Source organism: Streptomyces sp. NBC_00193, from assembly GCF_026342735.1.
In the GTDB taxonomy this organism is placed as follows: Bacteria; Actinomycetota; Actinomycetes; order Streptomycetales; family Streptomycetaceae; genus Streptomyces; species Streptomyces stoeckheimensis.
The window spans coordinates 89,558-111,812 of record NZ_JAPEMM010000003.1 but is presented as its reverse complement, the minus strand read 5'-3'; the positions used below and the strand labels follow the sequence as shown (position 1 = coordinate 111,812).

Here is a 22,255-nt window from a genome sequence, read left to right as displayed (position 1 = left end):
TCCTACTCCTCTGTTCGCCCTTCCGGGCGAAGGCCCGGAAGGTCCTGCCGTCGTCTCAGGCGGTGACGCCCAGGAAGACGATGTCGCGCATCTCGGTGTACCGCTCCATCAGGTCGGCCCGGCCGGTGAGCACATCGGAGATGTGCTGCAGGCCGAAGAAGGACGAGACCAGGACGCGGGCGAGCGCGGCCGGGTCGGTGCCCGGGCGCAGCTGGCCGGCTTCCGCGGCCTCGGTGAGCATCTCCGTCAGCATTCCCTGCCAGCCCAGGTAGGGGCGGGGCAGTTCGGCGCCGATCAGGGACCGCTCGAGCTGGAGCCGGGCGCCGGCCTGTACCACCGTGTCGGTCTGGAAGACCTCGGCCACGCGGTCCATGACGGCCAGTACGGATTCCAGCGGCCGCAGCCCCCGTTCGCGCACCTCCTCCAGGATCGGCTGCCAGCGGAGGTAGTGCTCCTGGACGACGGCGGTGGCGAGCGCTTCCTTGTTGGTGAAGTGGAAGTAGACCGCCCCCTTGGTCATCGAGGCCCGGTCGGCGACGTCCTGCAGGGTCACCGTCGAATACCCCTGCTCGGCGAAGATGCCCGCGGCAACCTCCAGGATCTGCGCCTTCGTTCGCCGGGAGCGCTCCTGCTTGGGCTGCTTGTCGGCCCGCAGGCCGGCAGGCCCGTCCGGAATGTCACTGCTTCTCATGTTTCCCGCCGCCTTCCTCGTCCCCCCGGACTACGACCACCGTTGCAATATACCTTTGGGAAGGTATATTTTCGATCCGCTCAGCGGAACTAATCTTTCGCATAGTGGAATGCACGGGGGATCCTGCTTTGTCCATCACGCTGCCATCGCATCAATGCTTGCGCGTCACCCTGCCCACGCAGAGGCGCGTCACCTCTCTGACGTTCGACCGCACGGTCCCGCGCAATCTGGTTCACCGCGCCTCGGTCGCGGAGGTCTTCCTCACCGACAGCTGCCGTGTCGGCCCCGGGCGTTCGATGATCGCCGCCCAGTGGCCGCGCAATCACGCCCTGCACCACCCGGACGTCCTCGGCCACAGCGATCCGCTGCTCCTGGTGGAGACCTTCCGGCAGGCCGGCATCTACGCCTCGCACCGCTACCACGAGGTGCCGCTCGGGCACCGCTTCATCTTCTGCGACCTCGAGTTCCACATCGACGACCACTCCCCCCTCCGGGTGGGAACCGCTCCTCTGAACGTGGTCCTCGACAGCAAGTTCACTCTTGAGGGGCCGACCGCCAAGCACCGCATCGGCGCCCGCTTCGAAGCCGAGATCGAGGTCGGGGGGCGCCGCTGCGCACGGGCCTCCGCCCGCATGCTCGTGGTGACGCCGCGGCTGTACGCCGCCCTGCGCTCCCGCGGTCAGGTCCCGTCCGGCGCCGACGTACCGCCGCAGACGCGCTCCGTGCCGCTGCCCGCGGACCAGGTCGGCCGCAGGCGGCCGGAGAACGTGCTGCTCAGCGCGGACCCGACCACCGACGGGACCGGTTTCCGCCTGCACCTGGACCGGGACCACGCCGCGTACTTCGAGCACGCCGGTGACCACGTGCCCGGCATCGCGCTGATCGAGGCGTTCCGGCAGGCCGGGCACCGGATGGTGCACCGCCCGGTCGCCGGCCGGACCGCGGCCCCGCGCACGCCGCACGTCCTGGTCTCCTCCTCGCTCGTCTTCGACCGGTTCGCCGAACTCGACGCGCCGGTGTCCATCACGGCCGAACACCCCGTCGACTCACCCCACGGCCGAATGGTGCGGATCGCCGCGGCCCAGCACGGGCAGGTCCTCGCCCGCGCGACCACCGTCCACCGACCCGTGGCCGCCTGCGCCGTGCGCTGACGGTCAGGCACTGCCGGGAGGCAACACCGTGGAGATCCATCACCTTCGTGCCTTCTGCGAAGTGGCCCGCGAGCGCAGCTTCACGCAGGCGGCCAAGAACCTGCACTGCGCCCAGTCCACGATCACAGGGCACATCAAGAGCCTCGAGAAGTCGCTGGGCATCGTCCTCTTCCGCCGCCGCGGACGCTGCCCCATCGAGCTGACCGACGTCGGACTCCTGCTCCAGGCCCGCGCCGAGCAGATCCTGCACGCCATCGAGCTCACCAACCAGGAGATACGCCGCGCCGTCCTGGCCGAATCGGCCGCCCGGCACTCCCCGTACTCCCGCACCCGGCCCGGCGCTCGGACGCTGGCCCGGGTCTGAACCCACGCGGGGCCGGGCGGCGTCACCGGCGGCCCTCCCATGGGCCGCCGCGGGCGCAACGCCCCCCACGCCACCGGCTCCCGCAAGACCGAACGGGACGACATGCCCTGCACCATCCCAGGCCGCAGCATCGCCTTCTTCGACGTCGACGAGACCCTCATCACGATCAAGAGCCTGCTGCGCTTCCTCACCTACCACTTCGACAACGACGGGGCCGACCCGGACCACGCCGTGCAGGCGAAGGAGTCGCTCCTGCGCCAGCTCGCGGCCGGCGCCCCGCGCGAGGTGCTCAACCGCTCGTACTACCGTTCCTTCCGCGGCAGCTGTCCCCAGGAGCTGGCCCGCAGCGGCCGTCACTGGTTCGACAGCGAAGTCGCACGGGGCGGGCTGTTCCACGCCCCGGTCCGGCGCCGGCTCGAGAGCCACCGCGCCGCCGGGCGGGGGATCGTCCTGGTCTCGGGCTCCTTCTTCCCGTGCCTCGGCCCCATCGCCGAACACGTCAACGCGCACCACGTCCTGTGCACCTCGACCCACACCGAGGCGGGCGTGCTGACCGGCGAGATCACCGACCCGGTCATCGGCGACGAAAAGGCCGTACGGGCCAACCGTCTGATGCGTTCCCTCGGCATCCGGCCGATCGACTGCTTCGCCTACGGCGACGACGCCAGCGACCTCCCGCTCCTGAGAGCGGTCGGCAACCCGGTGGTCGTGGGGAACGACCCCGTCCTGCAGGCCTGGGGCCGGCGCTACGGCTGGGGCGCGCTTCCCGGCGTGTCCACGGTGCCCGTCCCGACCGGGTGAGAGCACCGCGGGGCCCTGCTCAGGCGGACGTGGGCCGCAGAGCGGGGATCAACACCTGCCACATGCCGCGCAGTTGGAGCGCCGCGGTACCGGGCTGTGCCACACCGCTCACGTGGTGGACGCCCAGGACCAAGGAGAGCAGCAGGCCGGCGAGCAGCTCGGGCTCGTGGCCCGGGGAGATCTCGCCGTCCTGCTGCGCCCGGCCGACCAGTGCGGCCAGGACGGCCTGCAGGCGGAGCAGCTCGGCCGGGGTCGTCCCCCGGGCGCGCGCCGCCTCCCACACCAGGCGCAGTCCGGCGGCGAACCGTACGTCCTGCTGCAGCCGCCCGGCCAGTTCGACCGTGACGGTCTGCAGGGTCTCCTGAGCGGTGGCGGGGCTTCGCTCCGCGGTGTGGAGTATCTCCTGCCAGCCCTCTTCGAAGCGGCACGTCAAGTCGTCGGCGAGCGCGGCCTTCGAGGGGAAGTGGCCGTACAGGGCCCCCTTCGTCAGCCCGATCCGGTCCGCCACCACCTGCAAGTTGGTGGCGGCGAATCCATGGGCGCCGAACTCCTCGGCCGCCGCGTCCAGGACACGCTCCTGAGTGAGCCGTGCCCTGTCCTGCTTAGCCATCACCGCAATCCTCCGAGCTTGACCGCCCAAAAACCTTCGTGGTCGAATCTTTTCTCACCGGGCTCCCGCTTACAAGTCAAGTCCGCAACGTGTGATCGCAACTGACCTCAAATCAGGACAAAGAAAGGTCCCGTTCATGTCCACCGCCTCTCCCGACGCCCGGTCCGGGCCCACCCTTCCCTTGGCCGAGCTCCTGGGAGCGGTCGCCATGGGTGCCGCCGGCGGAGCGCTGCGCGCCTGGACGGAACTGGCCCGCACCCGCACCATCGCTGACGGAGGGTCCGTCCCGCCCGGCGGTGACTACGAGCAGGTGCTGGCCCGTTCCACGGCCGAGATCGAGGCGGCCGGGGTGCTGCTCGAACGGACGGCCCGCCTGGCCGGCCGCGTGACCCCCGGTGATCTGCCCATATGTGCCTGGAATATGCCGGAGATCGCCCTCACCATCGACCGGCTGACGGAAGCCGTCGAGCAGCTGCACCGAGGCAGCGTCAACACGGGTGTCGACGTCACCTTCGCAGAGGGCCAGGCCAGCGCCCTGCAGGGCCTGTGGCAGGAAGTTCACGCGATAACCTCGCACCCCGCCGTCCGGCTGCCGGCCCCGTCCGTCGCCGGGGAACGGCCGGCACGTCTGCACGACGCACCCGTCGTGCTGAAGGAGGCATAGAGATGCCGTAGGCAATCCGGCCGCGCCCGCCGGTGGTTACCGCCACCGACAGGTCCTACGGCCCACCCATCGCCGCTGCGGCTACCAACCGCAGCGAAGGCTCTGACCTCTCCCGGGTACCACCCCGGTCGCAGTCGAGCGAACTACCGGTTCTCGACGAACCACCACCGCCGAAGCGGGGCCTTACCAGCCCCGCCGAAGCAGGGCCTTTTCGTGTCCCCTCGCAAATGTAAGGACGGATTCATTTTGCCTCATCTCCAGGACCCTTGTCAGCTTCCGCAGGTCCAAGCGGCCCCAATCGTGATAACTGAGCCCCCCGGCGGGCCGGTGCGCAAGCAGCGGGTGCGCGTCCCCATGCGGCTGGTGCTGTCGTCCGCCTACGCGGACGTCGCGCTGTCGGTGTACATGAAAGTGAAGGCGCTCGGGCAGCGGCCCGAGGGGTGCCAGGCGAAGTCGGCGACGCTCGCGGCGTACCTGGGACTGTCGAAGGCCTCGGTGGAACGCGGCCTCACGGCCCTGATGCGTCCGGCGGTCGACGGCGTGGTGGAGCTGGTCGCGCGGCGGCGGACGCTACGGAGCGGGCGCGGGACGTCGGCGCTGCGCGAGGTACGGACCATGACGCGCTCGGAGCCGTTCGCGTGGTTGCCGGTGGCCGCCGCGGAGGACCTCACGCCCCGGCAGCTGCGCGCGTACGCGGTGATCCGGTTCGCTGAGCAGCGGGGCATCGCGTTGACCGAGGCCGAGTTGGCCGGTCACCTCCTGCACCACTCGGGCAAGAGGGCGGGGCGGCCCATCACGGTGGAGGCGGCCGGGCGTGTCGTGGACGAACTCGAAACGGCGCGCTGGGTGACCGTGCAGAGGCGGGCGGGAGTGCAGGGGCGCCACCTGTTCGTCGCCCATGACCTCGCGCAGAGGGCTGCCGGGAATGCCGGTGATGCCGCGGAGGTGGAGGTCCCGCGGGAGTCGGGAAGTCCCCCTGTTGGTGAGGGATCGGGTTCCCGTGCTGGTGAGGGATCCCTCGCGAATAGGGAAGCACCTATGACTGACCGACCCGAGCACGAAAGCCGTCCTTCCTCACCCGCCGTAGGCGAGGTACCGGTAGGGGAACGCGCGGCGTCTGAACGGGATCTGACGGACGCGCAGGCGAAGGCGCGGACGCGGGCTCCGGACGGTTTCGCGCTGCGCGCGGACGGGCCGGCGCGGCCGGCGTACACCGGACCGCAGTTGAGCTTGAGTCCGCAGGTCTACGCGGTGCTGGAGCCGGTGCACTGGCTGCTGAAGCAGGTGCGCAACGCGTTCGTGGTGCGGCAGATCGCCCGGGAGGCCGGTCGCCAGCTGCGCGAGGGCATGGATCCGGAGCGCCTGCGCCACCGGCTCACCCTGCGGTTCGCCGGCACGGCGGTGTCGGACATCCGGGATCCGGGCCGCTGGCTGCTCGGGGTCGCGCTGCCGCGCTGGGGCTGCGGGCATCTGGACTGCGAGGCCGGGGTGATGTGGTCCACCGGCCGCCGCTGCGACGTCTGCGCCGAAGTCGTCGCCGCACGGTCCGCCGCCCGCCGGCGGGACCGGCGCGCGGAGCAGGTCCAGGGAGCGGTCCACCACCGGCCCGCCGTGCCCGCGCAGCGTCGGCCGGAGGAAACCCCGCGGGGCAGCTGCGACGGGTGCGGGGCGCGGATCCTCGTCACCGGCCAGGCCCAGGAACGCAGACTGTGCACGCTCTGCCGCGCCGAAGCCGCCGCCCCGGCAACGCCCGCTGCCCAGGTGTCCGGCGAACCTGCCCCGTCCGCGATCTGTCGGGGCGCGGACGGGGTGGCGTGCGGCCGTACGGCCCTGCCGGACAGGGACGTCTGCATCCGCCACCGCGTCCGGGAACTCTCGGCGGAGCCCGCACCCAGAGCCATCGAAACCTTGCAGATGTAAGAGATCTTATGGTTCAATCAGCGCGCCCTGAGGGACCAGAGGGACCATTTCGAAGAGGAGGACCGGACGATGTCGAGGTCAACGCACATGTGGGGTATCCGCACGGCGACAGGTGCGTGTGCCGCCGTGGTGGCCGCGGCCCTCGCCATGTCCTCCGCCGTGGCCGCCCCGCATCAGGACCGTCCCGCCCCGGCCCTGCTCCAGGTCCAGGGGCTGCCGTCCGTGATCGAGGGGCACGCCGCGGCCCTCGGCGCGGAAGGCGTCACCTGGGACCCGACCCGGGAGGCCTTCCTGGTGGGTTCGGCGACCAAGGGGACCGTCTCGGTCCTCCTCAAGGACGGCACCACCCGGGTCCTCGTCGACGACCCCCGGCTCGTCTCGACCTACGGCGTGCACGTCGACGCGGCCCGCAACCGGGTTCTCGTCGCCTACGCCGACCCGGGCGTCGCCGAGAACTCCTCGGAGGCCACGACCCGCCGGATCTCCGGCATCGGGATCTACGACTTGCGGACCGGGCAGCCGATCCACGTCGTCGACCTGACCCGGCTCGACCCGGGCCGGGACAACTACTTCGTCAACGACTTCGCCATCGGCCCCGACGGCACGGCCTACGTCGCGGACGTCTTCGCCCGGCAGCTCTACCGCGTCGCCGCCGACGGCCGGGCCTCGGTCCTGGCCGCCGACGACCGCTTCGCCGTACCGGGCGGAGTCGGCATCAACGGCATCGTCTGGCACCCGGCGGGCTACCTCCTGGCGGTCAACGACACCACCGGGCAGATCCTCCGCGTCGATCCGGGCACCCGGCGCGTCGACGAGGTCCGCCTGCCCGCCCCGGTCACCGGCGGCGACGGCCTCGCCGTCCTGCGCAACGGCGACCTCGTCGTGGTGACCAACACCATGGCCACCGCGGCCGGCCGCGAGGCGGTGACCGTCCTGCGCTCCGGCGACTGCTGGAACAGCGCCGCAGTGGTGAAGACCGTCGCCCCCTGGCCGGTCGCCGAGCCGACCACGGTCGCCGACACCCCGTACGGCAGCTACGTGCTCAGCGGCGGAGTGGGCACCCTCTTCGGCGGCGGCGCCGCGAGCGACACCTTCACGCTGCGCAAGCTGTAGGCGTTCCGCACGAGCCGAGGGCCGGCCCTCCCGCTGGGGGAGAGCCGGCCCTCGGCCGGTGCCTGCCGGTCGATCAGTCGGTGGAGCTCTCGGCGGAGCCCTTGAACGTGGCGGCCTTGGCCGCCGCCTGCTCCTTCACGGACTCGACCTTGGCGGACAAGTCCTTCGCGGCCGGCTCGCAGGATGCTGCGAGCCGGAATGCCGGAAGCTGCACCCGCAACCGGGCCGGGCGGACGGGCCCCGCTGTCAGAGTGGAATGGCCATCCCCGCTTCCGAAGGAGCCACCACCATGGCCCAGACCCAGAAGAACCCGCTCGCCGTCACGACCGGTGTGCTGATCGCCCTCCTGGCCTCGTCCACCGTCCTGTTCGACGGCACCGCGCGGTACGTGGTCATGGGTGTGCTCGCCGTCGGCGTGCTCTCCTGCGCCCGCGCCCTCCAGCGGTCCCGCGCGTAGCCGTGGCCGTCTTAACCGGCTTGGCCGGAGTCCGTGCCGGAGGAGCACCTCCGGCACGGACTCCGTGCTTACCGGGCGGCCACCGCGGCCGCCCCGCTCAGATCCAGCCGCGCTCCCGCGCGAGCAGCGCCGCGTGGAACCGGTTCGACGCGTCGAGCCGGTGCATCAGCGTCGCCACGTACTTGCGGTACGTCCGCACCGAGATGCCCACGTCCCGCGCCCCGTTCTCGTCCTTGTCGGCCGTGCACAGCGACTCCAGGATCCGCCGCTCCAGTTCGGTCGGGCGCTCGCCCGCCACCGCCGGCCCCTCCTCGTCCGCCGCCGCCGGTATCTCCTGCGCCTGTCCCCACATCCGGTCGAAGAGGGACACCAGCGTGGTCACCAGGCCCGGTTCACGGGTCAGGAGCGCTCCCCGCTTGCTGTCGGAGGGGTCGATCGGCGTCAGCGCCGCCGCCCGGTCGAAGATGAGGATGCGCTCCAGGTCCAGGCGGGACACCCGCACCTCCGCCCCCTTGCCGGCCATCTCCCGCAGGTACGCCATCGTGGCCGGGTCGTCCAGCGCGGCCGCCCCGAACAGGCTGCGCATCCGGATGCCGCGGCGCAGGATGCGGGCGTCGGCCGGCCGGGAGGTCTCGATGATCTCGGGCCGCATCACCCCCGAGGGCCAGGTGGTCATGGATTCCGACCGGGTGAAGAAGGTCAGCTCGTCGATGGCCGCGCGCACCTGCTCGATGCCCATCAGCCGTTCCATGGGAGGCCGGTCCGCCCCCGCGATCGCGTCCGAGGTCGTGGCCGCGTCCCGTTCCGCGAGCAGCGAGGCCACGATCGCGTCCGACGCCGCCTTCGTCTCCAGCTCCTGCCGCATCCGGGCGAGCCGGGCGTCGATCAGGTGCTGCACCGCCTTGGCGGGACTGACCGGGCGCAGCAGCCCGTCGGTCATCGCGGCGAGACCTAAGGCCGTGGCCCGTTCCCGCAGGACGCGTACCGCCTCCTCGTCCAGATCGGCGTGCCGCACGAGCTGTTCGGGATCTGCGCCGCCGCTCCTGAGCAGGACGCGGTAGAAGCGTTCGTCCTCCGGATCGATATCGAGAAACGCCAGATCCGGATCCCCCATGGATTCCCCCAACGCCGTGGCCGGTCATTACCTGGCCTAGATCTACCTGTTACCCCGGGTCGAGGCTACGGCAATGATCCATTCCGCTTCCGGTCCCCGGTGCGCAAGGCGGTCGCGGGCGGTGCAGTAAGTGACCTCGCAGAACGCAGCAAGCTGCGCGTGACAGCCCTCGAACGCAGCCTTTGCGAACGGCAGAGTTGTGGTCACAAGGAGCCGCCGGGAAAACACCGGAGGCCACCGGAACCGGGCGGGAACGAGCCGGGTCCGGGACGGACCGAAAACCAAGGGGGAACCACCGTGATGAAGCGCCTCAGCGTCACTCTCGCCGCCGCCGTACTGATCGGCCTGGCCGGTGCCGGCACCGCGAACGCCGACGCCCCCGCCCCGCTTCCCACCCCCGGCACCCAGGTCTGCGTACCGATTCCGGCGGGCCTCCCGCTCCCCGGGGTCTGCGTGATCATCCCGGGCCGCGACACCCACAACTGGGACTAGCACCTCCACCCGGAGGGTCCTTCCGGAAGAGGTCGGCACAAGATCTCCGACCCGGAATTCCCCCGGTGGCCCGTTCCCGCGATATTCGATCTTCCTCGCCCCTTCCGATCTTCAATCATCCGGCTCCCGGAAACGAACTTCCGGACCCCGAGCACAAGGAGAGAAAGTCCGATGACCGCCTACTCGGTGCTCGTTCCCTTCGTCCCGAGCCGCCCCGAGCAGCTCCTGCCCTTCGCCGGGCTCGTCCACTGGACCGGGGCCGAACGCCTCTGGCAGGGACAGAGCCTGGTCACCGAGACCCACCAGGCCTTCGCCCACGCCGCCGGCGCCGGATTCCGGGTCCCCGTCGGGCTCGGAGTGACCCTGATGCCGCTGCGCCACCCCACGGAGGCCGCCCTCCAGGCCCGTTCGCTCGCGCTGATGACGGGTCAGCCGGTCCTGGCCGGCTACGGGCCGGGAGCCCCCGCGGTGCAGAAGGCCCTGCTCGGGGCCCCGTACCGGAGCCCGCTCACCGCCGCCCGGGAGTACCTGACCGCCGTACGCGCCGCCCTCGACGGTACGGACGCGGTCCTGGAGGGGGAGTACCTGCACCAGGAGGCCCTGCTCCCGCCGGTGCCCGGACCTCCCGTCGAGATCGGGCTCGGCGTCCTGCGCCCCGGCATGGCGAGGGTGGCCGGAGAGGTGGCCGACGCGGCGATCTGCTGGCTCACCCCGGCCCGCTACCTGGCCGACACGATCGTGCCCGAGGTGACCAAGAGCGCCGAGAGCGCGGACCGGCCCGCGCCCAAGGTGGTGGCCATGGTGCCGATCGCCCTGGCGGCGCCCGACCGGGATCCCGTACGCCTCGCCCTGGCCTCCAACCGGCACCACCTGAAGGCGGCGCACTACCAGGACATGCTCCGGCGCGGCGGTGTGGAACTCCCCGCCGCCACCGGTTCCCAGGCGCAGGACGAGAGCGCGCAGGGCGCGGCCCTGGTCGCCGGCGACGCCTTCCTCTACGGGGAGCCCGCCGAGCTCCTCGCGAAACTCGAAGCCTTCCGCGAGGCGGGCGTCGACGAGATCGTCCTCAACGTCACGGGCGTGGCCCAGCTGTACGGCGCCCAGGCGGCGAGCCGTGAACTGCGCACGCTGCTCACGGTCCTCGGACTCGCCTCCTGACCGGAGGCGTCCCGGAACCTGCGTACCCCCGGACCGCCGCCCGTCGGCACCCCTTGCCCGCTCGCGCCCCCTCGGACTTCCGGCCGCCCCCGGCCGATCCCCCTCCAGCTCCGCGTCATCAGGCGCCCGCGTCCACCCACGCACTCACGTTAGGCATGTTCATGACACTCACTTCGGTCAAGGCCCACGCCTTGCAGTGGGGCACCGGACGCCCCCTGGCCGCACTCGCCCCCCGCCCGCCGTTCACCGCGACGGTCGTCCTGGAGGACGCCGCCCACCTCGACGCCCTGCTCGGCAGCGGAGTGGCCGGCCCCGGCACCGTCGTCCTGGTCCCCGGGGACGAGCCGACCGCCGAGCCCGAGCCCCACGAGGCCACCGGCGCCCAGGTCATCGTCTGGCAGGGATCCCTCGGCGAACCCGGCGCGGAGGCCGGCCTGCACCCCGACTTCTACCTCCAGGTACAGGCCTACTCGATCACCCCCTACCTCTCCGTGCTCGGACCCACCCTGGTCCGCATCGTCGAGGAAGCCGACTTCCAGGCCTTCCTGGAGGACGCCGACCGGGCCCTGAACGACGGCGAGTTCTCCGCCTTCCTCACCCACCCCTCGGTCCAGCTCGCCGACCTCGGAGCCCTCGGCGGCAACGGCGACGGAGACGGCCCGGCCCTGCGCCTCTACGTCGCCGCCGACGGAGCCGTCAGCGTCGCCCCCGGCGCCGCGTCCCTCGGCCCCGTCGGCACCCCCGCCGCCGCACTGCACCGGGCCTGGGAGGACTCCGCCGGTGCCCTGGCCGGCGTGCTCGACGAGGACCTGCGCCGCGAGCAGCTCGCCGCCCGCCCCTGGATCTCCCGCTACCTGGCCGCCGTCGGCGCCATCCGCGAAGCCGTCACCCGAGGCCTCGAACACCCCCGCGTCTCCGGCTTCGGCGGCCGCCTCGTCCCCGCCCTCGCCGACCACCCGGCCCCTCAGGACACCTCCGGCGGCACCCCGGTGCTGCTCTTCAACGCCGAGCAGGCCCTGATCCACCACCCCGGGGACCGCCGCACCATCGCCCTCTCCCTCGACGCCGCCCAGGCCGCCGAAGCCCTCCTCGTCACCGGCACCGCCCAGGCCGCCGCCGACTACGCCGACCCGGCCACCGTCGACGCCGTCGCCGCCTACTTCTCCGGCATCGGACTGCCCCTCACCGAGTCCGCCGCCCCCCGCACCGCCACCCCCGACACCGCGGAAGGAGCGACCCGCTGATGGGCGCCATGCTGCTCAGCCCCGCCGCCGCGGGCACCGGCCTGACCGGCCGCGCCGCCGAGGCCGTCGCCGAACTCGGAGACCGGGCCGTCCTGTGCGACCTCTACGACGAGGCCGGCGCCCCCGTCTACCACGACATCGCCGGCACCACCCCGCACGAGGTCCGCGAACTCCTCTCCACCCTGCGCCGCATCCCCGGCCCGGTCCTCGACCTGGCCGCCGGCTCCGGCCGGCTGACCTTCCCCTTCCTGGCCCTCGGCCGCGAGGTCACCGCCCTCGAACTCTCCGGCCACATGATCGGACTGCTCCGGGAGAGGCTCGCCGCCACCCCGGCCTCCCTCCGCGGACGCTGCACCCCCGTCCAGGCCGACATGAGCGACTTCTCGCTCGGCCGCCACTTCGGCGCCGTCGTCCTCGGCACCACCTCCATCTCCCTCCTCCCGCCGGAGGCCCGCCCCGGCCTCTACCGCTGTGTACGGGAACACCTGGCGCCCGGCGGCAGGTTCCTGCTCACCACCGTCGAGGTGGACGCCGCCGACGACGGCAGCGACGAGAGCGAGATCCTCGCCCCCGGCGAGATCACCGGCCGCTCCTACCGGATGATCGAACAGTGGACCTCGGGCAACAGCTCCCGCACGGTCACCGTCATCCCCGCGGACCCGCCGGCCGAAGGCCCCGTCCACGTCGCCACCACCACCATCGGCGTGATGCCCGCACCGCTGCTGGTCGCCGAGCTCGAAGCCGCCGGCTTCGCCATCCGCTCCACCACGCCCATCCCCGGCGGCGGCCGCCACCACGACGTCCTCCTGGAAGCCGAGGCCCTGTGATGACCACCGCCCTGCCCACCCTGACCGGACGGGACGAGGCCCCCGACCACGGCCACCCGGCCCTGTGGACCTCCCTGCTCCCGCCCTCCGCCCACAACGACGACGGCATCTGCGCCGTCTCCGCCGAGGGGATGTACGTACGGTTCGCCGACGGAAGCGAACTCCTCGACGGCGACTCGGGCCTGTGGAACGCCAACCTCGGCCACGGCAACCGGCACATCGCCGAGGCCTGCCACCAGGCCCTGCTCAACGCCTCGTACCTGAGCGTCTTCCGCTACGAACACCCCTACGCCCGGCAGGCCGCCGAGGCCCTGGTGGAGCTCTGCGGAGCCGACCACTTCGCCCGCGTCCTCTTCTCCACCTCCGGCGGCGCGGCCAACGACCTGGTCATGAAGACCGCCCGGCACTACCACGCCCTGCGCGGCGCCGAGAAGCGCAAGATCATCGTGGGGCTGCGCGGCAGCTACCACGGCCTGACCTTCGGCGGCTTCGCCCTCACCGGCGAGAACCTGGGCCAGCAGGTCTACGGGGTCGACCAGCGCCTGGTGCGCCACGTCACCCCCAACGACCCGGCCGACATCGAGAAGCTGATGCGGGCCCAGGGCTCCCAGATCGCGGCCGTCGTCGTCGAACCCGTCCTCGGCAGCGGCGCCGTCCCCCTCACCGACGAGTACCTCCAGACCCTCTTCCGGCTCCGCGAGGAACACGGGTTCCTGCTCGCCGCCGACGAGGTGGCCACCGGCTTCGGCCGCACCGGGTCGATGTTCGCCTCCCAGCGGTGGAGCGAACGCCCCGACCTGCTGGTCACCTCCAAGGGACTGACCAACGGCACCTGCGCGGCCGCCGCCGTCATCGTCTCCCGGACCATCGCCGACGCCTTCCGCGAAGCCGACGCCACCTTGACCCACGGCGAAACGCAGGCCGGCACCCCCGTCACCTGCGCCGCCATCATCGCCACCATCGAGGAGATGCGCCGCCTCGACGCCGTCTCCCGGGGCCGGCGCGCCGCCGAGACCCTCGGCGCCCACCTGGACCGGCTCGTCGCCGAACACCCCCTCTTCGACTCCCACGACGGCCGCGGGCTCTTCCGCTCCCTGCGCATCGTCACCGCCGACGGCGAACCCCTGCCGCAGGCCCGGGTCCTCGACCAGATCACCGCCATCCGGGCGGCGGGCGCCATCGTCCACGCCGGCGTCCACGGCATCCAGATCATGCCGCCGCTCACCGCGACGGACGCCGAGATCGACGCCCTCATGGAAGCCGTACGGACGGGCGTGGAGAACTTCTCCGCCACGAACGCTGCGGGAGGAACGCGGTGAACATCGCCTGGTCCGGATCCACCCGGCTGCTCATCGGCCCCGAAGGGCTCAGCGACTGGCTGGCGGACTTCGACGACGCCCACCCGGCAGCGGGGAGCCGTCCCGTCACCGCCCTGCTCCTCGACCCGGCCGTCGCGAACTCCCGCATCACCGCCCTGGTGACCGCGGAACTGGACCGGGCGGGACACACCACCCACACCATCGTCCCCGACGGCGACGGAGGCCCGGACGAGATCCTCGCCCTGGCCCGCGCCACCGCAGACGCCGCACTCGTCGCCGTCATCGGCGGCGGAGCCCTCCTGGACCGGGCCAAGCTCCTGGCCGTGGCCCACGAGGACGAGCGGGCCCGCGCGGCCCTGCGCACCACCGGACGCAGCGGACTGCTGACCCTGGACCCGCGCACCCGCCGCACCCGACCGCTGCTCGCCGTACCCACCACGGTCGGCACCGGATCCGAACTCAGCCGGGTCGCCTGCCTGCCGCACAACAGCGGCAAACGGCTCGTCATGGGCGACGCCCTCGCCCCCGACGCGGCGCTGCTGGACCCGGCCGCCACCGAGACCCTGCCCGGCGAGCTGCTGATCGAAGGAGCCCTCGAAGCGGTCTTCCGCACGGTGGGCCCCTACGTCGGCAACCTGACCGACCGAGCCGTCGAGGACGCCCTCGCCCAGACCGCCGCCACCCAGCTGGTCCGCCTCGGCGGAGCACTGGCCCGGCAACTGGCCGACGGACAGGCCCCCGACGCCACGCTCCGCACCGACCTGGCCCGGCTGAGCGGACTGACCCAGTCCACCTGGCTCTGCTATGGCAGGGACCTGTTCAGCACCGAGGGCTGGATGATCGCCAACGAACTCTCCAGCGCCCTGGGCATCCGCAAGATGACCGCCGTCGCGGCCATCCTGCCGGCCCTGTGGCGGGCCGTCCTCGCCGGCGACACCCGGCTCGGCTCCGCCGCCCGCCTGCGGGGGATCTGGGAACTGCTCCGCTCGGCCGACAGCAGCGGCGACCCGCTGCCCGCCGAGCCGGTGGCAGGGATCAGCGCCCTGATGAACCGCTGGGGCATCGTCCGCGACATCGCCGTCACCCCGCAGCTGCTCGACGCGGTGGCCCGCAGGACCGTACGGGCCTGGGGCGCGGGCCTCCCGATGCTGGGCGGCCTGCGCGCCGCCGACGTCAACGCCCTGCTCAGCGAAGCGGCCTGAACACCTGCGCCGCACCCACAGACTTCCGCGCCGGCTCGGCGCGGGGACCGCACCACCTCACCTGTCAGATAAGGAAAACCGTCATGGACAACACGTTCGAGAACGTTGCCGCCGCCGATGTGAACCACCTGGAGCTCGGTCTGCAGGAGCTCGAGGTCATGGAGGCCCCGGGCTGGTGGACGACCGGTGGCGTCGTCGTCGGCATCTCCCTCGTCTCGGTGGTCATGACCTGATCCGACCCGGATCAGCGCCACCCGCTCCACCCCCCGTACACCCACACACAGAAGGAGTCAGTCATGAACGAGAAGTTCGAGGCCCCCGCGGCCGATGTGAACCACCTGGAGCTCGGTCTGCAGGAGCTCGAGGTCATGGAGGCCCCGGGCTGGTGGACCACCGGCGGTGTCGTCGTCGGCATCTCCATCGTCTCCATCGTCGCCACCTGATCCACCCTCAGCACCACGCAGCACACCACCACCACTCGACACACAGAAGGAGAACAGCCATGAGCGAGCAGATTCTCGACAACGCGGCGGTCGTCGCGCAGGACGGCCTGGAGCTGGGCCTGCAGGAGCTCGAGGTCCTCGAGGCCCCCGGTTTCTGGGAGGGCGTGTCCATCGGCATCGCGATCTCCACGGTCACCATCGCCACCTGATCCACCCGCACCACAGCACTCACTCCCACACCACACACGAAGGAGAACAGCCATGAGCGAGCAGATTCTCGACAACGCGGCGGTCGTCGCGCAGGACGGCCTGGAGCTGGGCCTGCAGGAGCTCGAGGTCCTCGAGGCCCCCGGTTTCTGGGAGGGCGTGTCCATCGGCATCGCCATCTCCACGGTGACCATCGCCACCTGATCCCGCCCCGGCAAGCCGCACGCAAGTGAGCGGCGCCCGAAACGGATCGATGCGGACCGGGCCCGGCCGGGAAACCCCCGGCCGGGGCCCGGCCCTCGGCACCACCGAACCACCGAACCACCCCCACACCCCGGAAAGGACGCGGCAGCGATGAGCAGCAGCGACCCGGCCGTCTCGCTGAACGGTCTCACCAAGATCTACAAGGGCGTGCGCGCCGTCGACTCGCTGACCGTGGACATCCGCGCCGGCCGTGTCACCGGCCTCCTGGGCCGCAACGGCGCCGGCAAGACCACCACCCTGCGGATGCTGCTCGGCCTCGCGACCCCGACCGCCGGCACCGCCACCATCCTCGGCAAGCCCTACGCCGAACTCCCCGACGCGGCCCACCGCATCGGAGTCAGCATGGACGGCATGGGCGGCGTCACCGGCGCCACCGTCCGCGGCGAACTGCGCATCTGGTGCACCGTGCTGGGCCTGCCCGCCGGCCGCGCCGACCAGGTCATGGAGTACACCGGCCTCGACTACGCCGCCGACCGCCCGGTCAAGGGCTGCTCCACCGGCATGCGCCAGCGGCTCGCCCTGGCCACCGCCCTGCTCGCCGACCCGGAGATCCTCATCCTCGACGAGCCGGCCAACGGCCTCGACCCGGACGGCATCCGCTGGCTGCGCGCCACCCTGCGCACCCTGGCCCTGGGCGGCCGCACCGTCATCGTCTCCAGCCACCAGCTCGCCGAGCTGGAGCAGACCGTCGACGACGTCGTGATCATGCAGCACTCCCTGCGCTACGCGGGCACCCTCGACGACCTCACCGGCGACGGCGCCGTCCGCCTGGAGGACCGCTTCTTCGAGCTGGTCGACCCGGCCGCCACCGCCGTTCCCCCTGCTGACACCGCCGCCACCGCCACCGCGGGCATCCGTACCCCGGAAAGGAACTACTCCCGTGCGTAACCTCATCGCCGGCGAAACCCGGAAGGCCCTGACCGGCCGCGCCTGGTGGGCCCTGCCGCTCGCGGGAGCCTGGCTGTGCCTGATCACCACCTTCGGATACGTCTCCGGAGGCGAGAAGGCCATCGCCGACGGGTCCACGTCCCTGGCCGTCGGCCAGGACGTGGCCCGCTCCTGGATGATGATGTTCCTGCTGGCGGCCGTGTTCGGCGCCGTCCACGTCACCCGGGACTACGCCTCCGGGACCATGGTCCGCTCCGCGCTCCTGGCCGGCTCCCGCTCCCGCCTCTTCGGCGCGAAGCTCGCCGTCGCCACCGCCGCCGGAGCCGCCTTCGGCCTGATCGCCGCCGCCCTCGGCGCCGTCAGCGTCTACCTCGGCCCGCTGCCCTTCGGCCTGGAGGCCGCCGCGGACGGCGAGACCGCCCTCATCCTGGTCGGCGTGTTCGCCTGCTGCACCCTGGCCGCCCCCTGGGGCGCCCTCATAGGCTGGATCGTCCGGAACCAGACCGGCGCCGTGGCCACCCTGATCGGCCTCACGCTCCTGGTGGACCCCGGGCTGCAGCGGCTGATCCCCGAGGTCTCCAAGTACCTCCTGACCATCGCGATGAGCTCCGTGTACCGGGACGTGAAGCCCGACCTGCTCTCGCTGCCCTGGGCGTACGCGGTCATCGCCGCCTGGCTAGCCGCCGCCTTCGTCGCCGGCCGCCACCTCGTCCGCACCCGCGACATCGCGTAAGGGCGTGTCCGGCACGCCAGGCAGAACCGGTCCGTCCGGCCCCGACCCACCGGACACGTCCTCATCGCCCCCTTGATCAGAGGTGCTTCCACCATGTCCGCCAAAACCGCCTTCGCACCCGATCTGGAGCGGCCCCGCACCGCCGACGACGTGGCCGTGCGCGAACCGCTCACCGAAGACGCCCCCTGGGTGATCCAGCGCGGGGAGCACAAGCACTTCCGTACCGGCGAGGACCTCGCCCGCCTGGTCCGCCTCCTCGACGGAAGCCGCGACCACGACCAGCTCGCCGCCGAACTCGGCTCCCCCTGGACCCCCGGCCACATCGACCGCGCGGTCCGCAGCCTCGCCGACTCCGACCTCCTGGAAGACGGACGGCCCGTCAAGAAGCCCGCCAGGATCCGCTTCGCGGGCCCGCTGACCATCCAGTTCACCCTGGTCAAGCCCGAGCGGATGCTGCGCCGCCTCGCCCCGCTGGTCCGCCCGCTCGGCCACCGCCTCGTCCTCGGCGCGGCCGCCGCCGTCGTCCTGCTGGGCGTCCTGGCCCTCGCCGCCGGCGGCGCCACCCTCGGCGAGGCGCTCTCCCGCCCGATGCCCCTGTGGGCGTACGCCTGCGTGATGCTCGGCGTGGTCGCCACCACCGCCGTCCACGAGATGGCCCACGGAGCGGTCCTCACCCATCACGGCGGCACACCCAGCCGGATGGGCTTCATGCTCTTCTACATGTCGCCGGCGTTCTTCTGCGACGTCTCGGACGGCTGGCGGCTGCCCGGCAAGCACCAGCGCGTCCAGGTCGCCCTCGCCGGCATCGCCATCCAGGCCGTCGCCGCCGGCACCGCCGCCCTCGCGGCCCTCGCCGTCCCCGCCGGACCGGCCCGCGAGACCCTGCTGCTGGTGGGCCTCGTCAACTACATGGTCTGCGTGGTGAACCTGCTCCCGCTGGTCAAGCTCGACGGCTACCTCGCCCTCATGAGCCACCTGGACATCTCCCACCTGCGGGAGAAGGCCATGACCGACGCCCGCCGCGCCCTCGCCCGGATCGTCTTCGGAGGCCGCGGCTACCGGCGCGAACTGCCCGGCCGCGGCTGGTCCGTCCCGTACGGCCTCGCCTGCCTGGTCTTCCCGCTGTACCTGATCTCCAGCGCCCTGACCCTCTGGTCCGGGATCCTGCAGCGCCTCGGCATCGCCGGCTCCTGCATGATGGTCTGCGCCCTCGGCTACCTGCTGTGGCGCCTCGGCAAGGGCGCCGCCACCCTGGTCCGCGAAGCCGTCCAGGCCGGAGCCCGCCCCGCCCGCATCGCCGCCGCGGGAGTCCTCGCCACCGCCGGACTGGCCCTGGCCGCCACCCTCGTGCAGATCCCCGCCACCGTCTCGGCCGGCTACACCACCGAGCGCGACGGCAGCCTCAGCCTCCTCGTCCCCCGGGGCGGCGGCGGCTTCGACCTCACCGAGGGCACCACGGTCACCCTGCGCCGCTCCGGCCTCTTCTCCCGGCCGCAGACCGGCACCGCCACCCTCGGCGAAACCACCGGCCACGACGTCCTCGCCCCGGTCACCGCCATGCTCCCCATCGCCAGTGACCGCCCCTGGCTGGAGATGAAGGCGTACCCGCTGCACCGCGTCACCGCCACCCCCGCGCCGAACGGCACGGACCGCACCGGCGTCGCCGAGGTCCAGGCGGGCCACCACCCGCTCTGGAAGTGGTTCGCCGTCTCCTACCTCGGCCCGCTGCTCCCCTGACTTCTCCCGTACGCCGCCCACGGAGGCCCGCCATGTCCCTGCGACACGTTGCCCACTGCCCGCCCGGCACCCCCTTCTACGACCGTCCGGCCGCGATCACCGGCGCCGACGCCTTCCCGGCGGCCACCGCCGAGGCCCCCGCCGGGTGGACCCGTGAGCCGATGGGGGAGTGGACCGTCCTGACCCCGCCGGGACTCGAACTCCCCGGCCAGGGCTGGAAGATCCACGTATCGGCGACCGAGCGGACCGCCCCCGAGGTCCTCGACATCGTGAGCGCGTACTGCACCTCCCGCTCCCTGCTCTTCAAGTTCCTCACCAGCCCCTCGATGCTGATGCTGCGCAACAGCAAGTACGGGGACCGGGGCAGCAGCGGCAAGTTCATCACCCTCTACCCCCGCGACGAGGCGGAGCTGGAGACCGTACTCACCGAGCTCGACGCCCTCCTCGAAGGCCGCCCGGGACCGGCCGTCCTCAGCGACCTGCGCTGGGGCGCGGGCCCCCTCTACATCCGCTACGGAGGCTTCAAGCTGAAGCTGGGCCCCGGCCCGAACGGCGCCCCCGTGCCCTGCATCGAGGACCCCGAGGGCAACCTCGTCCCCGACGTGCGCGGCCCCTCCTTCCGCCCGCCGGCCTGGCTGCAGCTGCCGCCGTGCGTGGTGCGGGCGCTGGCCGAACGGAGCCGCGGGGGCTCCCTCGGGGACTTCCCCTTCAAGATCACCCAGGCCCTGCACTTCTCCAACGGCGGCGGCGTCTACCGCGCCACCGACACCCGCGACGGACACGAGGTCCTGGTCAAGGAGGGCCGCCCGCACGCCGGCCTCGACGACGCCGGAGCCGACGCCGTCGAGCGGCTGCGCCGCGAGCACGACGCGCTGGCCGCCCTCGACGGACTGCCCTGGTTCCCGAAGGTCCTGGACTGGCGCCGCGGCGCCGAACACTGGTTCCTGACACGGGAGTTCGTCGACGGCAACGCCCTGACCAAGGAGACCGCCGAGCGCAACCCGATGCTCCACCCGGTCACCGCCCGCGACACCGCCATGCCCGTGGCCGAGTACACCGCCTGGGCCCTGGACGTCCTCGACCGCATCGAGGCCGCCGTCACCGCCATGCACGCACGCGGCCTGGTCTTCGGCGACCTCCACCCCAACAACGTCCTGATCCGCCCCGACGGCACCGTCGCCTTCATCGACCTGGAGACCACCCTCCCCATCGAGGGCCACACCGGCCAGGCCATCGGCGCCCCGGGATTCTGCGCCCCCGCCGGCACCACCGGCACGGCCGTCGACCGCTACGCCCTGGGCTGCCTGCGGCTGAGCCTGTTCCTGCCGCTGACCCCGGTGATGTCCTTCACCCGCCACCGCTCCGAGGACCTCCTCGCGCAGATCGCCGCCTTCTTCCCGGTGCCCGAGGGGTACGCCGACCAGGTCCGCGCCGACCTCGGACACGCCCCGGCGCCCGCCGGCGGCCCGCTGGCCACCCCCGAGCGCATCGCCACCGGCATCCTGACCTGCGCCACCCCCGAGCGCACGGACCGCCTCTTCCCCGGCGACGCCGACCAGTTCCTGCACGGCGACGGCGGCCTCAACATCGCCAACGGAGCCGCCGGGGTCCTGTGGGCCCTGCGCGGAGCCGGGATCACCGTCCCCGAGGCCCACCTCGACTGGCTGGCCGACGCCGCCCGCGCCGTCACCGGTCCGCGGCCGGGCCTCTACGACGGACTGGCCGGCATCGCCTGCGTCCTGCACGACTTCGGGCGCACCGACGAGGCCGCCGCCCTCCTCGACCGCGCCCACGGCCTGCTGCCCACCGCCACCCTGCGCGACGGCAGCCCCGACCGCAGCCTCTCCGGCGGCATAGCGGGCCTCGGCCTGGCCCTGCTGCACCTCGGCGAGGACACGGCCGCCCGCGAACTCGCCGCCGCCCTCGTCAACAGCCCCACCCTGGAGGAACGCCCCGGCCTGCTCCGCGGAGCCAGCGGCGAGGCCCTCTTCCTGCTCGCCGCCGGCCGTGACGACGCCGCGCGCGTGGCCCTCGTACACGACCTCGAACTGTCCCGGCAGCCGCTGCCCACCCCGTGGCACCGGGTCCAGCTCGCCCACGGCGGAGCCGGGCAGGCCATCGCCGTCCACCACTACCTCGCCGCGCACCGTGACCCGTACCTGACGGCCGTCCACGACGCGCTGCTGACCGACCTCACGTCCCAGTTCCACCCGGCCTGCGGCCTGTTCACCGGCCGCGCGGGCGCACTCGCCGCCCTGAGCTGCACGGACGACGGCTCGGAGGCCACCGCGCGGGCGCTCGCCGAGCTCCGCTCCGGCCTCGAACCGTTCGCCGTGGCCCACGAGAACGACCCGTACGCCACCGGCTTCCTCGGCGACCACCTGCTGCGCCTGTCCACGGACCTGGCCACCGGCTCCGCCGGCGTCCTGGCGGCGCTGACCGCGCCCCGCACGGCCGTCCTGCCCTACCTGCCCGCCCTGGCCCCGGCGCCGGTCCCGGCCGCCCGCTGAACCCGAACCCACCCACGTACGGAGCCCCGCATGCCCACCCACCTGACGGTCAGCATCAGCATGACGCAGGACGCCCCGCCCTCGGCGGCCCCCGAGACCACGGCCGTACGCCTCGTGTCCTGCCTTCCCGCGTCGTGGACGGTGGTACCCCTCTCGATGACCACCCGCTCCGCGACCCTGTCCCTGACCGCCCCGGACGACACCCGCGCCCCGGCGGTCCTGGAAACCCTGGACACCGCGCTGTCGGCCCCCGCCTTCACCGGCTGGATCCGCGGCTGACCCGCCCCCCGACCACCCGCAGGCCGCTCGCTCTTCCCCCACAAGCGGCCTGCGGGTGCACACGTCC

Annotated in this window: 26 protein-coding genes; 22 read left to right on the top strand and 4 right to left on the bottom strand. The window is 72.6% G+C overall.

Translation table 11 applies throughout. From position 1 onward, the window contains the following. Positions 1-55 precede the first annotated feature (55 nt). The gene (locus OG898_RS35670) at positions 56-691 is read right to left on the bottom strand and encodes a ScbR family autoregulator-binding transcription factor (RefSeq protein ID WP_250744265.1); all 636 of its coding nucleotides are present in this window, start codon (positions 689-691) and stop codon (positions 56-58) included. Between the two features lie 158 nt (positions 692-849). Between OG898_RS35670 and OG898_RS35665 the strand changes: the two genes are divergently transcribed. From OG898_RS35665 to OG898_RS35655, 3 genes are read left to right on the top strand one after another with little or no spacing between them, the layout of a single operon-like run. Further along, positions 850-1,842 carry a ScbA/BarX family gamma-butyrolactone biosynthesis protein gene (locus tag OG898_RS35665; protein ID WP_250744264.1) on the top strand — a complete coding sequence of 331 codons (993 nt, stop codon included), beginning with the start codon at positions 850-852 and terminating at the stop codon, positions 1,840-1,842. A gap of 28 nt (positions 1,843-1,870) precedes the next feature. Next, complete coding sequence (locus OG898_RS35660; RefSeq protein WP_250744263.1) at positions 1,871-2,206, top strand: LysR family transcriptional regulator; 336 nt, start codon at positions 1,871-1,873, stop codon at positions 2,204-2,206. Positions 2,207-2,245: 39 nt separating this feature from the next. Then, on the top strand, positions 2,246-3,007 hold the full coding sequence (locus OG898_RS35655; protein WP_250744262.1) for an HAD family phosphatase: 762 nt from the start codon (positions 2,246-2,248) through the stop codon (positions 3,005-3,007). A gap of 19 nt (positions 3,008-3,026) precedes the next feature. On the opposite strand, the gene OG898_RS35650 is transcribed toward OG898_RS35655, so the two are convergent. Next, complete coding sequence (locus OG898_RS35650) at positions 3,027-3,617, bottom strand: TetR/AcrR family transcriptional regulator (RefSeq protein ID WP_250744261.1); 591 nt, start codon at positions 3,615-3,617, stop codon at positions 3,027-3,029. Between the two features lie 136 nt (positions 3,618-3,753). On the opposite strand from OG898_RS35650, the gene OG898_RS35645 reads away from it, so the two are divergent. The 3 genes from OG898_RS35645 (at position 3,754) to OG898_RS35635 (ending at position 7,314) form a co-directional block, all read left to right on the top strand. Then, a complete protein-coding gene (locus OG898_RS35645; RefSeq protein WP_266962902.1) occupies positions 3,754-4,281 on the top strand; it encodes a hypothetical protein in 528 nt (175 codons plus the stop codon). Positions 4,282-4,581: 300 nt separating this feature from the next. Beyond that, positions 4,582-6,201 carry a hypothetical protein gene (locus tag OG898_RS35640; RefSeq protein ID WP_266962900.1) on the top strand — a complete coding sequence of 540 codons (1,620 nt, stop codon included), beginning with the start codon at positions 4,582-4,584 and terminating at the stop codon, positions 6,199-6,201. A 69-nt stretch (positions 6,202-6,270) separates the two neighbouring features. After that, positions 6,271-7,314 (top strand): hypothetical protein, encoded by a 1,044-nt coding sequence (locus tag OG898_RS35635; RefSeq protein ID WP_250744258.1) that lies wholly within the window; start codon positions 6,271-6,273, stop codon positions 7,312-7,314. Between the two features lie 73 nt (positions 7,315-7,387). Here the strand turns inward: OG898_RS35635 and OG898_RS35630 are convergent, their stop codons facing one another. Further along, a complete protein-coding gene (locus tag OG898_RS35630; RefSeq protein WP_250744257.1) occupies positions 7,388-7,528 on the bottom strand; it encodes a hypothetical protein in 141 nt (46 codons plus the stop codon). 75 nt (positions 7,529-7,603) lie between these two features. Between OG898_RS35630 and OG898_RS35625 the strand changes: the two genes are divergently transcribed. Beyond that, a complete protein-coding gene (locus OG898_RS35625; RefSeq protein ID WP_250744256.1) occupies positions 7,604-7,771 on the top strand; it encodes a hypothetical protein in 168 nt (55 codons plus the stop codon). Positions 7,772-7,868: 97 nt separating this feature from the next. On the opposite strand, the gene OG898_RS35620 is transcribed toward OG898_RS35625, so the two are convergent. Next, on the bottom strand, positions 7,869-8,885 hold the full coding sequence (locus tag OG898_RS35620; protein ID WP_250744255.1) for a helix-turn-helix transcriptional regulator: 1,017 nt from the start codon (positions 8,883-8,885) through the stop codon (positions 7,869-7,871). A 300-nt stretch (positions 8,886-9,185) separates the two neighbouring features. On the opposite strand from OG898_RS35620, the gene OG898_RS35615 reads away from it, so the two are divergent. The 15 genes from OG898_RS35615 to OG898_RS35545 all read left to right on the top strand — a co-directional run bounded on the left by OG898_RS35615 (position 9,186) and on the right by OG898_RS35545 (position 22,188). Continuing rightward, entirely contained in the window at positions 9,186-9,377 is a 192-nt protein-coding gene (locus OG898_RS35615; protein WP_250744253.1) for a hypothetical protein, read from the top strand. A 171-nt stretch (positions 9,378-9,548) separates the two neighbouring features. After that, the gene (locus OG898_RS35610) at positions 9,549-10,535 is read left to right on the top strand and encodes an LLM class flavin-dependent oxidoreductase (RefSeq protein ID WP_250744251.1); all 987 of its coding nucleotides are present in this window, start codon (positions 9,549-9,551) and stop codon (positions 10,533-10,535) included. A 161-nt stretch (positions 10,536-10,696) separates the two neighbouring features. Further along, positions 10,697-11,779, top strand: a complete 1,083-nt coding sequence (mpaB, locus tag OG898_RS35605) for a daptide biosynthesis RiPP recognition protein (protein WP_266962893.1) — start codon at positions 10,697-10,699, stop codon at positions 11,777-11,779. After that, complete coding sequence (gene mpaM / locus OG898_RS35600) at positions 11,779-12,606, top strand: daptide-type RiPP biosynthesis methyltransferase (RefSeq protein WP_250744248.1); 828 nt, start codon at positions 11,779-11,781, stop codon at positions 12,604-12,606. Before mpaB ends, mpaM begins: the two co-directional genes overlap by 1 nt. Beyond that, the gene (mpaD, locus tag OG898_RS35595; protein WP_250744246.1) at positions 12,606-13,925 is read left to right on the top strand and encodes a daptide-type RiPP biosynthesis aminotransferase; all 1,320 of its coding nucleotides are present in this window, start codon (positions 12,606-12,608) and stop codon (positions 13,923-13,925) included. The genes mpaM and mpaD overlap by 1 nt, the downstream gene beginning before the upstream one ends. Then, a complete protein-coding gene (gene mpaC / locus OG898_RS35590; RefSeq protein WP_250744244.1) occupies positions 13,922-15,127 on the top strand; it encodes a daptide-type RiPP biosynthesis dehydogenase in 1,206 nt (401 codons plus the stop codon). The genes mpaD and mpaC overlap by 4 nt, the downstream gene beginning before the upstream one ends. Positions 15,128-15,210: 83 nt before the next feature. Beyond that, positions 15,211-15,360, top strand: coding sequence for a daptide-type RiPP (locus tag OG898_RS35585; RefSeq protein WP_250744243.1), 150 nt, complete (start codon positions 15,211-15,213; stop codon positions 15,358-15,360). A gap of 63 nt (positions 15,361-15,423) precedes the next feature. Next, positions 15,424-15,570 (top strand): daptide-type RiPP, encoded by a 147-nt coding sequence (locus tag OG898_RS35580; protein WP_243336478.1) that lies wholly within the window; start codon positions 15,424-15,426, stop codon positions 15,568-15,570. Between the two features lie 59 nt (positions 15,571-15,629). Beyond that, the gene (locus OG898_RS35575) at positions 15,630-15,779 is read left to right on the top strand and encodes a daptide-type RiPP (protein ID WP_250744242.1); all 150 of its coding nucleotides are present in this window, start codon (positions 15,630-15,632) and stop codon (positions 15,777-15,779) included. A gap of 52 nt (positions 15,780-15,831) precedes the next feature. After that, on the top strand, positions 15,832-15,981 hold the full coding sequence (locus OG898_RS35570) for a daptide-type RiPP (RefSeq protein WP_250744242.1): 150 nt from the start codon (positions 15,832-15,834) through the stop codon (positions 15,979-15,981). 150 nt (positions 15,982-16,131) lie between these two features. After that, positions 16,132-16,929, top strand: a complete 798-nt coding sequence (locus OG898_RS35565) for an ABC transporter ATP-binding protein (protein ID WP_250745350.1) — start codon at positions 16,132-16,134, stop codon at positions 16,927-16,929. After that, positions 16,922-17,662: an ABC transporter permease gene (locus OG898_RS35560; RefSeq protein WP_250745349.1), complete on the top strand. Its 741-nt coding sequence runs from the start codon at positions 16,922-16,924 to the stop codon at positions 17,660-17,662. The genes OG898_RS35565 and OG898_RS35560 overlap by 8 nt, the downstream gene beginning before the upstream one ends. 93 nt (positions 17,663-17,755) lie before the next feature. Beyond that, positions 17,756-19,399, top strand: coding sequence for a daptide biosynthesis intramembrane metalloprotease (gene mpaP / locus OG898_RS35555; RefSeq protein WP_266962885.1), 1,644 nt, complete (start codon positions 17,756-17,758; stop codon positions 19,397-19,399). A gap of 32 nt (positions 19,400-19,431) precedes the next feature. Further along, positions 19,432-21,909: a class III lanthionine synthetase LanKC gene (gene lanKC, locus OG898_RS35550; RefSeq protein WP_266962882.1), complete on the top strand. Its 2,478-nt coding sequence runs from the start codon at positions 19,432-19,434 to the stop codon at positions 21,907-21,909. A gap of 30 nt (positions 21,910-21,939) precedes the next feature. Beyond that, positions 21,940-22,188, top strand: coding sequence for a hypothetical protein (locus tag OG898_RS35545; RefSeq protein WP_250745346.1), 249 nt, complete (start codon positions 21,940-21,942; stop codon positions 22,186-22,188). Positions 22,189-22,255 lie beyond the last annotated feature (67 nt).